Source organism: Actinophytocola sp., assembly GCF_036555685.1.
GTDB lineage: Bacteria > Actinomycetota > Actinomycetes > Mycobacteriales > Pseudonocardiaceae > Actinophytocola.
This window is the reverse complement of sequence record NZ_DATBKY010000272.1, coordinates 1-9,988: the sequence shown is the minus strand read 5'-3', so window position 1 is coordinate 9,988 and position 9,988 is coordinate 1. Positions and strand designations below refer to the sequence as shown.

At 69.6% G+C, this 9,988-nt stretch carries 13 protein-coding genes; 4 read left to right on the top strand and 9 right to left on the bottom strand.

The genetic code is table 11. The features are described 5' to 3' along the window. The 4 genes from VH969_RS27745 to VH969_RS27730 form a co-directional block, all read right to left on the bottom strand. Window positions 1-690: FAD-dependent monooxygenase (locus VH969_RS27745; protein WP_331979477.1), on the bottom strand; the 690-nt coding region annotated here is incomplete at its 3' end. Next, the gene (locus VH969_RS27740) at window positions 687-1,172 is read right to left on the bottom strand and encodes a DUF6423 family protein (protein ID WP_331979475.1); all 486 of its coding nucleotides are present in this window, start codon (window positions 1,170-1,172) and stop codon (window positions 687-689) included. The genes VH969_RS27740 and VH969_RS27745, both read right to left, overlap by 4 nt. A 152-nt stretch (window positions 1,173-1,324) precedes the next feature. Further along, window positions 1,325-2,956, bottom strand: coding sequence for an FAD-dependent oxidoreductase (locus tag VH969_RS27735; RefSeq protein ID WP_331979473.1), 1,632 nt, complete (start codon window positions 2,954-2,956; stop codon window positions 1,325-1,327). Next, window positions 2,953-3,483 (bottom strand): DUF5987 family protein, encoded by a 531-nt coding sequence (locus VH969_RS27730; RefSeq protein ID WP_331979471.1) that lies wholly within the window; start codon window positions 3,481-3,483, stop codon window positions 2,953-2,955. The genes VH969_RS27735 and VH969_RS27730 overlap by 4 nt, the downstream gene beginning before the upstream one ends. A 321-nt stretch (window positions 3,484-3,804) precedes the next feature. Here VH969_RS27730 and VH969_RS27725 point away from each other — a divergent pair, with 321 nt between their 5' ends. From VH969_RS27725 to VH969_RS27715, 3 genes are all read left to right on the top strand, one after another. Continuing rightward, on the top strand, window positions 3,805-4,611 hold the full coding sequence (locus VH969_RS27725) for a helix-turn-helix domain-containing protein (RefSeq protein ID WP_331979468.1): 807 nt from the start codon (window positions 3,805-3,807) through the stop codon (window positions 4,609-4,611). Between the two features lie 161 nt (window positions 4,612-4,772). Next, complete coding sequence (locus VH969_RS27720; protein ID WP_331979466.1) at window positions 4,773-5,099, top strand: DUF6235 family protein; 327 nt, start codon at window positions 4,773-4,775, stop codon at window positions 5,097-5,099. A gap of 162 nt (window positions 5,100-5,261) precedes the next feature. After that, window positions 5,262-6,089, top strand: coding sequence for an AfsR/SARP family transcriptional regulator (locus tag VH969_RS27715; protein ID WP_331979464.1), 828 nt, complete (start codon window positions 5,262-5,264; stop codon window positions 6,087-6,089). Window positions 6,090-6,107: 18 nt separating this feature from the next. Here the strand turns inward: VH969_RS27715 and VH969_RS27710 are convergent, their stop codons facing one another. After that, a complete protein-coding gene (locus VH969_RS27710; protein ID WP_331979462.1) occupies window positions 6,108-6,761 on the bottom strand; it encodes a TetR/AcrR family transcriptional regulator in 654 nt (217 codons plus the stop codon). Window positions 6,762-6,857: 96 nt separating this feature from the next. Between VH969_RS27710 and VH969_RS27705 the strand changes: the two genes are divergently transcribed. Further along, the gene (locus tag VH969_RS27705) at window positions 6,858-7,184 is read left to right on the top strand and encodes a DUF6235 family protein (RefSeq protein WP_331979460.1); all 327 of its coding nucleotides are present in this window, start codon (window positions 6,858-6,860) and stop codon (window positions 7,182-7,184) included. Between the two features lie 8 nt (window positions 7,185-7,192). Here the strand turns inward: VH969_RS27705 and VH969_RS27700 are convergent, their stop codons facing one another. The 4 genes from VH969_RS27700 to VH969_RS27685 all read right to left on the bottom strand — a co-directional run. Next, window positions 7,193-7,879, bottom strand: a complete 687-nt coding sequence (locus tag VH969_RS27700; protein WP_331979458.1) for a maleylpyruvate isomerase family mycothiol-dependent enzyme — start codon at window positions 7,877-7,879, stop codon at window positions 7,193-7,195. 17 nt (window positions 7,880-7,896) lie between these two features. Then, complete coding sequence (locus tag VH969_RS27695) at window positions 7,897-8,949, bottom strand: NAD-dependent epimerase/dehydratase family protein (protein ID WP_331979456.1); 1,053 nt, start codon at window positions 8,947-8,949, stop codon at window positions 7,897-7,899. Between the two features lie 21 nt (window positions 8,950-8,970). After that, window positions 8,971-9,519: a flavin reductase family protein gene (locus VH969_RS27690; protein ID WP_331979454.1), complete on the bottom strand. Its 549-nt coding sequence runs from the start codon at window positions 9,517-9,519 to the stop codon at window positions 8,971-8,973. Between the two features lies 1 nt (window position 9,520). Continuing rightward, the coding region (locus VH969_RS27685; RefSeq protein ID WP_331979452.1) for an acyl-CoA thioesterase at window positions 9,521-9,988 on the bottom strand (468 nt) is incomplete at its 5' end.

Here is a 9,988-nt window from a genome sequence, read left to right as displayed (position 1 = left end):
GCCGACGACCACGACGCGGCCGGCACCGGCCGGCACCGGCTCGTCCCAGTAACCGACGTGCGCCGGACGCGAACCGGTCCACCAGCCGGCCGGCGCGTCCCGGCGCTCCTCGCCGAGGCACAGCACGACCTGGCGTGCCGTGATGTGGAAACCGTTGCCCTGCACCGAAACCCGGTCGTCGCGGGGCTCCACCGCCAGGACCTCGCCGGACCACAGCCGCTCGGTCACGCCGTGGAGCGTCGCGGTGTGCCGGCAGTACGCCTCGAAGACGTCGACCGGCACCACGGAACGATGCCCGGCCTGGGACATCCGGATCTCGCGCCGCTCCACCGAGGTGAGCAGCGACCAGTGCATCCGCGCGAAGTCGCGCAGTTCGCAGTCCCGGTAGCCCTCCACGCCGGGATGGTGTTCGTACGGCGAGCGCAGCACGCGCTGGTCGAGCCGGTCGATCCGGTCGAGGAACCGCGCCGCCGGCCGGCCGTCGCGGTCGATCAGCACGGCATCGTGCACCCCGACGTGCCACAACGCGGCCGCCACCGCGAGGCCCGCGGGCCCGGCGCCCGCGATCACCACGTCGGCGCGCTCCGGCGGCGTGGCCGCACGGGCGGGGACGGCGGGCTCGGGATACCGCGGCCAGTCCCGGTGGCGGGGCGAGTCCAGCAGGCGCGGATGAGGCAGGAAGAGGGTCACCCGATGACCGTGACCGGCACGATCACCTCGATGGCGGGCCGCTGCGGCATGCCGTCGGTGACCATCCGCTGCAGCGCGTCCTCGGACTGCTCCGCGTTCTCCGAGGAAACCGGGCTGTAGCGGGCGTGCGCGTACGCGGGGCGCCGGCTCTCGGTCTCGATCTCGAACACCTTCAGCACCGCTTCGCCGGGCCGCACCTCGCCGTCGAAGAACGTGAGCCGGCGCTGGTCGGGGGTGAGGAAGGTCTTCCGGAACTGGCGGGACATGACCATCGCCTCGCCGCCGTCGACGAAATGCGTCTCCTCGTCGGTGGTGACCTGCATGGCGACCCAGATCTGGTCGGTCAGGTTGGTCTCCGACTTGATGATCTGCCACCGGCCCGGCTCGGGCAGATTAATCGCCACCGACACGTCGTAGTCCGTCGCGTCGATGGCTCCGGAGATCATCAGCACCCGCCGGCGAACATCGGCGACACCTGCCATCTGGATATCCCTGGCGCGCACGCGTCCGGAAACATCCAGGCCCGGCACCTCCAGCGAAGACATATTCCCCGACCCTCCAAAGCATTCGGCAGCTCTACAACGATCTCGCTCGATCCAGCGTGACACAGACCGGACGACCGCTCAATGCTCCATCAGGCGGCTGGTTGCGCCACGCTGGTGGCGACCGCGACCGGCAGCGGCGCGCCGTAGGCGACGTCGACGCCTCGATCCCGTGCCGCCGCAACGATTCCGGGAATCGCGCGCTCGGTGAGCGCCGCGATCGTCAGCGCCGGGTTGACCGTCAGCCCGCAGGGCACCGACGAGCCGTCGGTCACGAAGATGCCCGGGTGGCCGCGCAGCTCGTGCCGGTCGTCGCAGGCCGAGGTCGCCGGGTCGTCGCCGATCCGGCACGAGGAAAGGGGGTGCACCGTGTACGCGCCGACGACGTCGTTCGTCCACGGCATGACCGTCGCCAGGCCGTCCTTCTCCAGGATCTCCTTGGTCTTGGCGTCGGCCTCGGCCCAGCCGCGCAACGTGTTGGGCGTCGGTTCGTAGCTCAGCGGGCCGCGCGCCAGCATCTGCTGGGAGATCCGCACGGCGTTGCCGGTGGGCGGTGGCGGGCCGAACACGCCCTCGTTGTCGTCCTCGGTCATGAGGAAGATCGTGAGCCACGACTTCCACTGCTTGAGGAGCTGCTTCTTCTCCTTGCCGAACCAGGTGGGTCCGGTCGCGTCCGGCGCCTGGGCGAGGATCGTGCCCAGGCCGGGCGGGAAGTACAGCTGCTCCATGGAGAACCGGTGGTACTCGGGCAGCGCGCCGTCGATGTAGTCCCAGCACGCCACGACCGGACCCTTGCCGATCTGGTTGGCCTCGTAGGCGCTTCCGTTGGGGCGGCGCAGGCCGAGCACCTCGGCGACGCGCTCGTCGTTGATGACCGCGTTGTTCAGCCGCTCGCCGTTGCCGGAGAAGTAGCGGCCGACGGCGTGCGGCATCGCGCCGAGGGTCTCCTCGGAACGCTGCAGGATCGGCGGTGTCGCGCCCGCGCCCGCGGCGAGGATGACGATCTTGGCATCGATCGCGCCGGAACCGGTGGTGATCCGGTAGTCGACCTCGTCGATGTTGTTGTAGTGCACGCGGTAGCCGCCGTCGTCGGTGCGGGAGATCTTCTGCACCTCGTGCAGCGGCCGGATCTCGGCCCCGTGGGACAGCGCGGCCGGCAGGTAGTTCGTCAGCATCGACTTCTTCGCGTCGAAGCGGCAGCCGGCCATCATCCAGTTGCAGTTGACGCAGCGGGCGTTGTCGACGCCGACCGGCACCGGGTTCGCGGTATGTCCACTGTGGTCGCAGATGGCACCCCAGAGACCGCCGGCGTAGGTGACCTCGCCCCAGTCCTGCTGGCTGACCGGGATGACCTGCGAAACCCTGTCGTACCAGGGGTCGAGGGTCTCCCGGTTGATCGCGGACGGCCACATGCGGCGGCCGATGGAGCCCTGGCGCTCGAAGATGTAGCGCGGCGCGCGGGGCAGGGCGGCGAAGTAGACGACAGAGCCGCCACCGACGCAGTTGCCGCCGAGCACGCTCATGCCGTCGCCGGCGACGAAGTCGAAAACCCTTGTGTACGAGGAACCCAGGAGGAAGTCGTGGTCGAAATCCTTGCCGGACAACCATGGCCCGCGCTCGAGCACGGTGACCTTGGCGCCACCGGCCGCGAGGTGGTAGGCCGTGATCGAACCGCCGAACCCGCTGCCGACGATGAGGACGTCGGTCTTCTCCGTTGCAGTCACTCGGGGCTCCCGGATTCCGTGGTGTTCGGGTGGCGTTTGGCGAGCTCCCGGCCGTAGCCGAAGTCCGGGAACCGCCACAGCCCGTCCTCGTCGGGCTTGGTGATCCCCATGGCCAGCAGGCCGGGGTGGCCGGCCTCCATCGCCTCGACGGTGTGCCGGTGCGGGGCGATGTCGTAGGCCATGTTGGAGAACATCGCGAGCAGGATCCAGCCGTCCCGCTCCGGGTTGCCCCACGCGACGAGCTCCAGGATCAGCGCGGCGCGTTGGTCGTAGTCGAGCGCGACGAACGCCGGCACGTCCGGGTCCAGCGTGAGCCCCGCACGCTCGGCGTAGTTGGTGGCGTGCTGGTTCAGCATCCCGGACAGCGGCGCCAGACCCAGCGCCACACCCGTAGCGGGGTCGGCGAGCAGCTCCAGCGCGCCGGCCTCGACCGCGCCCGGGTCGTCGACCACGCCCGCGATCGCCCGGTCCTCCGGGAAACGCTTCGCACCGGGGACGATCGTGTCCGCGAATGCCTCGAGGGTCATCGTCTGCGTTTCGTCCAATTCCGGCGTCGCCACAGGGCCTCCAAACGCATCGCCGAAGAGGCTGGTCGAACTTTCGACCGCCAATTGTTCGCGCATTCAACCGACGGCGGCATCTTCTCCGTTGCTGTCTCTCGAGGACCGTGCTGACCTGCGCGTTCCGTTCGTACTTGAGTCAACCTTGACCGCTGCTGAATCGCAGCTCTCCCCCAGGTGGTGACCAAATTGAGCACTCGACGAGCGACGTTGTCACCGATTTACCGCAAACCTACCTTTACTTCGACCCGCACATTTTCACAACCCGTACGTAAGTGGTGCCATGCTATGGACGATGTTATCGAGGCGGCGGTCGAGCGCGTTATTCGCGCGATGCGCGAGAATCTGGGTGAGCAGATCACGATGGACGACATGGCCCGCACGGCCATGTTCAGCAAGTTCCACTTCTCGCGCATCTTCCTGCGGGTGACCGGCATCTCGCCGGGCCGCTTCCTGTCCGCGCTGCGCCTGCAGGAGGCGAAACACCTGCTGCTGACCACGTCGGTCGCCGTCGCCGACATCAGCCACATGGTGGGGTACAACAGCATCGGCACGTTCAGCTCCCGGTTCCGCGCCAGCGTCGGGGTCTCCCCCAGCGAGTACCGCCAGTACTCCGGGGTCGTCCCCCCGCTCACCGCGCCGGAGCCGACCGGCACGGCATACCCGGGAGTGCTGCGAGGCCACCTCTGGTCGACGCCGGGATGCCGGCCGGGCGACGTGGTCGTCGGGTTGTTCCCCGGCCGGATCGCGCAGGGCATCCCGGTACGCCACGCCGTCCGGGCCGGCATCGGCCCGTTCGAGATCGCCGACGTGCCCGCGGGCACCTGGTACGTCCTCGCACACTCGGTGGGCGAGACGCACGACTCGGCGGACGACGGCGATGAGCGCCGGCAGCCGTACGTGGCCGCGTTCGGTCCGGTCGAGATCGCCGCCGACGACGTCGCGGGGCGCGACTTCGACATGTGGCTGCGGCCGCCGCGGATCTTCGACCCGCCCGCGCTGCTCGCCCAGCTCGACCACCGCGTGCCGGCGGCATCCACCACCAGGGCATGGGTTCCCGGCGGGGTTGACCAAACCACCCTGTCGGGAGCCTGACCAACCCGATACGAGAGAGCGGCTCCGTCCACATGGACGGGGCCGCTCTTTCATATTGCTGTCACGCACGCCGCCCCCGGCCATCTCCTTGACCGGGTTCCATAACGTTGATACCTTTAGTTACACAACAGCGTTATGGAACCTCGAGATAGGCCACGGTCATGACGAACGAACCCCGACAGGTCAACGGCACCGCTCGCTTCCGCCTCCAGTCCGGCCTCGACGTGCTCGACCGCTGGGCGCAGGCCGCGAGCCAGTCCAAGAAGAACGCCCTCTACAAGGCCCTGTTCGCGATGCAGGACGGGTCTTTGTTCCGCACCTACCGCGTCATCGACGACTTCCAGCAGACCAACGAGCTGTACGTACTCGTCAAGGACGACCTGGTGATGAAGATCCGCATCAACGGCCTCGACGTCTACGACATCGTCGCGATCGGCCCGCGCGCCAACACCGTGGACGCGCAGACCGGACGGCCGCGCACCGCGTAGCCGGCCACGGACTTCGTTGGCACGTCGGATACCGCCGTTCCGGAAATCGCAGCTACTCGCGTTTTGCCGAACCCGGTAGGTCGCATTTCAGGAGATTTCGCCGCGTTCGCACGCTCGTACTCTTCGTGTAGAGACATGACGGCCGGTGAAATGAGCTGCCAAATGCGAGCTGAAATCAACGTGCTCGGCGCACTGGAGGTGTCGATCGACGGTACGTCGGTGGTGCCGAACGCAAGCAAGCCGCGCCATCTCCTGGCCATGCTGGCCATGAACGTCGGCAAGCTGGTGACGAGCACGTCGCTCGTCGAGGAGCTGTGGGCGGAGAACGCGCCGCGCAGCGCCATCAGCACCCTGCAGACGTACGTGCTGCACCTGCGCAACCGGATCCGGCACGTGCTGCCGGCCGGACGGAAGGACGAGGCCAGGGAAATCCTCGTCACCAAGCATTCGGGGTACGTGCTGGACGTCGACCCCGACGTGGTCGACGCGCACCGCTACAGCCGGCTCGCCGCGGCCGGCAGGGCGGCGGGTGCCGCCGGCGACCACCTGCGCGCCGACCAGTTGCTGTCCGACGCGCTCGCGCTGTGGCGCGGACCGGTACTCGTCGACGTGGAGAAGGGGCCACAGCTGGAGATCGAGACGATGCACCTCACCGAGCGCCGGCTGACCGACCTCACGCTGCGCATCGACGCGGACCTCTTTCTGGGCCGCCACCACGAGGTGCTCGGCGAGCTGGCCGCGCTGTGCGCCCGGCATCCGTACATGGAGAACTTCTGGGCGCAGTTCATGCTCGCGCTGTGCCGTTCCGGCCGGCCGGGCCAGGCGCTCGAGGTCTACCACGAGATGGGCACCACGATCCGCGACAACCTGGGCGTCGACCCGTCCCCGCTGCTGCGCGAGCTGCACAAGGCGATCCTCACCGGCGACGCGGCCATCGACGATCCGAGGTTCGTGATCAACACGTGGACCCGGAACGCGATCGCGAGCTGAGCCGGCGAAGCGGCGCCCTCACGTGGCGAGCTCGACGGCGTACCGGTCGGCGGACGTGGCCACCGAGGCGGTGGCCGCGTCGAGGCCGTCCCCCGCGCCGACCACCAGCGTGACGAGCTGCGTCTCGAAGCACGCGTCCGCGGTCCACGGCTCGATGAGGTAGCCGCCCAGCTCCAGGTTGACGAGGCCGTGCATGGCGACCCACATGTGGTGCGCGACCATGCCCGCGTCCCCGGCACGGAAGCGCCCCGTCTCGATGCACCGGTCCACGCAGCCGACGATGCTCGCCAGCACGTACCTGCCGTGCTGCCGGTCGTCCTCCGTCAGCTCGAACCCCGACAGCGACTCGCCGCCGAACATCGCCGCGTACAGGTGTGAGTTCGCCTGCGCGTTGCCCCGGTACGCCCGTCCGTGCACGCACAGGTCGGCCACCGGGTCGTCGGTCTCCTTGACCCGGCTGAAATGGTTCTGCAGCCGGGCGAATCCCTCGTAGACGATCTCGCGGACCAGGCCGCTCATGCCGCCGAAATGGGTGTAGACGGCCATTGTGGAGGTCTCCGCCTCCGCGGCGATCCGTCTCGTGGAAAGCGCCTTGGGCCCCTCCTCGGCAAGCAGTCGGGCGGCGACGTCGATCAGGGTCGTCCGGACGTTCGGATCGGCTTTTCTCGGCACCTTGACAATGTTATATAACGGCGCTAACTTATGGGTAGCGCAACAGTGTTATGCATCATTTTCACCCGATCGGTTGCGCGGGAAGGCAGGTCCGCCATGAACCGCCAGCCCGAATCGGTCGGCCGTGCCGGCCAGCAGCTCTTCCGGATGGACACCGGGATGGACGTTCTCGAGAGCTGGGCGCCAGGCGCGTCCCAGTCGGCGAAGGACGCCGTCTACGCGGCGCTCTTCGCGATGACCGACCGCTCGCTGGTGCGTGACCACCGGGTCGTCGAGGACGGCATGGAGCTCAGCGAGTTCTTCGTGCTGCTGCGCGACGATCTCGTGCTCAAGCTGCGCGTCCACTGCTACGACTCGTTCGGCGTCGTGTATGTCGGCCCGCGCGCGGGCGCGCCCGGCCTGGCGGACGACAAGGCTGCCTGAGCTCCGGGCTAGGAGACGGTGACGAGGTTCTCCACCGGTTGCGTGGGCGGGTGGAACGGGCCCCACGTGAACGCCGGCAGCCAGCGATGCGAGTCGCGGCTCCACCGCAGCCGGGTGATCTGCTCGTGGGTACGCCGGCCGGCGAGCGAGCGGTAGATGTCGTAGCGGTCGCCGGACAGGGTCGCGGCCGGCTCGCCGACTCCGGCCTTCCACTGCCGGCCGTCGACGGCGATGAGCACCGCGGGCAGGTCGTGCGCCGCGACCTCGGTGGAGAACCCGTTCAGCAGCACCTCGAACGCCCGGGAGAACGCCGGGTGCTCGGGCGGCAGCGGGGCACCGGCGGCGTAGCGGAGATCGAGCTCGTGGGTGAAGGCGTCCAGCACCATGATGCTGCCCCGGCGGCCGCCGCAGGCGGCGAGCGCGCTCTCCGCACGTCCGGCCATCCGGGTCCACTCCTCGAGCAGACCGCCGACGCCCATGGCCGCCGACGAGCGCCCGACCTCGGCCCACTGCGACGTCCGCCCGATCGCGAGCGCGCAGATCCCCACCAGGTGCGCGACGAGGTCGCGAACCGTCCACTCCGGACACGACGGGATCGGCAGGTCGTCGGCGACCGGGTGGTCGGCCACGAGCCTCGTCACGTTGTCGATGGCCGTGCGATAGGCGACGTGGTTGGGCACGGCGTCGATGTCCATCGGACCTTCATCCTCCCTCACGATGTCAGCACGGCCGGGGCGGCCACCGCGGCGCCCGCGGCCCGGTCGGACAGCAGGCCGCCGCGGTGCAGCCAGCCCACGGTGTCGGCGAAGGTCGCCACCACCGGCCGGGCGGCGACCACCGGGCTCGTGGCCCGGTCGTCCGCGCGCAGGGCGCAGGCACAGGTGTAGATCGCGCCGTACTCGGCGGGGATGTGCCACGGCCACACGCGTTGCAGCAGCGTGGTCAGCGCGCCGAGCGGCAACATGGCGCGGGCGGGCAGGTACACCGTCGGCAGCGCCCGGCCGGTGATCTCGCGGAGCGTGCGTACGTACTGCCGGGTGGTCAGGTAGTGGCCGGGGCAGAGATGGCGGTCCCGCACCGGTTCCAGCGCGGGTGAGCGCGCGTCGACCAGGGACGCGTGCAGCGCGGCCGTGTCACGCACGTCGCCGATCGGCAGCCCGCCCAGCGGCCAGATCGGCATCAGCCCGCGCAAGGCGTTGCGCAGCCGGGTGGTCTGGTCCCCCAGCTTCGGGTCGTGCGGGCCGAGCAGGGCCGGCGGATAGGTGATCGCGACCGGCGCGCCTTGCTCCTGGTGCCGGCGGGCGACGGTCTCGGCGGCGGCCTTGCTCGCCAGATATGCCTCGCGCGGGCGGCCGACCGGCGAGTCCGGGCCGATCACCCGCCGCGGGGTGGGAGACAGCGCGCCGAAGGTGGAGACGTACACGGTCCGCCCGGCGCCGGCCCGGCGCGCGGCGTCGAGGACCAGCTCGGTGCCCGCCACGTTGGTGCGGCGCATCGCGCCGTGCAGCCGGCTGTCGAAGGAGTAGACCGAGGCCGCGTGCAGCACGGCGTCGGCGCCGCGCACCAGCCGGTCCACGTCGGCCCGGGCCAGCACGTCGCCCCGGACCAGATCCACCGCACCGGCATCGACGCCGAGCGGCGCCAGCGCACGCTCCACAGTGGACTCATCGCGGACGAGCAACCGGACCCGGTGACCCGCCTCGAGGATGGCTGCGACCGAGTGGGCACCGACGAAGCCGGTACCACCGGTGACGCTCACCAACATGGCGAACCCTTCCCGTACGGATCAGGCGCTGCGTGGCGTGGGCATCCCCTGGTGGAACCCGCCGCCGAAGAAGAGCAGCGCCTCACCCGGGCGCCGTGCGGCGTCCAGCACGCTGCCGAGGAAGATCGAGTGGTCACCGCCGTGATAGACCTCGGCGAGCTCACACTCCAACCACGCGAGCGCACCAGCCAGCAACGGCGCACCGCTGCGCGGCCCGGAGGACCACTCGACCTCGTCGAACTGGGCCAGGCCGCGCGGCCGGCCGCGACTGGCGAAGTAGCGCGCCACCGGCTCCTGCTCGGCGCTGAGCACGTTCACGGCGAAGTGCCGGGACCGCAGGATGGCCTCGTGCATCTGCGCCGTACGCGCGATGCAGCACAACACCATCGGCGGGTCCAGGGACACGGAGCTGAAGGCGTTCGCGGTCATCCCGTGGCCGTGCTCCCCACCCGCGGTGAGCACGGTGACACCCGTCGCGAAGCTGGACATGACATCGCGCAGCCCCTTCGGCGACGGCGTCGCCGCCAGTTCCGGGGACGGCAACGGCCACAGGTGGCGTTCGTTCGCCATGTCAGCCCCCCGCCGCCTGCCCCGTCGGCGCGGCGGCCCGGCCCGCGGTGAACGGTGCCAGTGCTTCGCGTAGCTGGGCGGGTACCCGGGTGGGGACGGTGTCGTTGTTCGGGCCGCGCATGCACGCGATCCGCTGCTTGCCCTTGGCCACCAGGCTCTCCCGCCCGTCCTTGAGCTGGACGTAGTCGAAGGTGAACTGGATCTGGGTCTGGGTCAGCTCGTCGAGACGCATCCGCACCGACAACTCGTCGAACGCGGTGATCTCGGCGAAGAACTCGCACTCGGCCTTGAGCGTGAACAGCTTCAGGTCGTCGTCCATGATCTCCGCCAGCACATCGGGTGCCTCCTCGGTGAGGAACCGCTCCCGGCAGTGCCCCTGCCAACGCAGGTAGTTCGTGTAATACACGTTCCCGACGAAGTTCGTCTCCTCGAACCCCACCCGATGCCGAAGCTCGTAGTACCCAGACAT

What these genes read in the sequence shown, in the direction of transcription:
- VH969_RS27725 (WP_331979468.1), top strand. Translation starts at nt 3,805, where the DNA reads ATGGACGATGTTATCGAGGCGGCGGTCGAGCGCGTTATTCGCGCGATG.
- VH969_RS27700 (WP_331979458.1), bottom strand. Translation starts at nt 7,879, where the DNA reads ATGGACATCGACGCCGTGCCCAACCACGTCGCCTATCGCACGGCCATC.
- VH969_RS27695 (WP_331979456.1), bottom strand. Translation starts at nt 8,949, where the DNA reads ATGTTGGTGAGCGTCACCGGTGGTACCGGCTTCGTCGGTGCCCACTCG.
- VH969_RS27730 (WP_331979471.1), bottom strand. Translation starts at nt 3,483, where the DNA reads ATGACCCTCGAGGCATTCGCGGACACGATCGTCCCCGGTGCGAAGCGT.
- VH969_RS27705 (WP_331979460.1), top strand. Translation starts at nt 6,858, where the DNA reads ATGAACCGCCAGCCCGAATCGGTCGGCCGTGCCGGCCAGCAGCTCTTC.
- VH969_RS27690 (WP_331979454.1), bottom strand. Translation starts at nt 9,519, where the DNA reads ATGGCGAACGAACGCCACCTGTGGCCGTTGCCGTCCCCGGAACTGGCG.
- VH969_RS27715 (WP_331979464.1), top strand. Translation starts at nt 5,262, where the DNA reads ATGCGAGCTGAAATCAACGTGCTCGGCGCACTGGAGGTGTCGATCGAC.
- VH969_RS27720 (WP_331979466.1), top strand. Translation starts at nt 4,773, where the DNA reads ATGACGAACGAACCCCGACAGGTCAACGGCACCGCTCGCTTCCGCCTC.
- VH969_RS27740 (WP_331979475.1), bottom strand. Translation starts at nt 1,172, where the DNA reads ATGGCAGGTGTCGCCGATGTTCGCCGGCGGGTGCTGATGATCTCCGGA.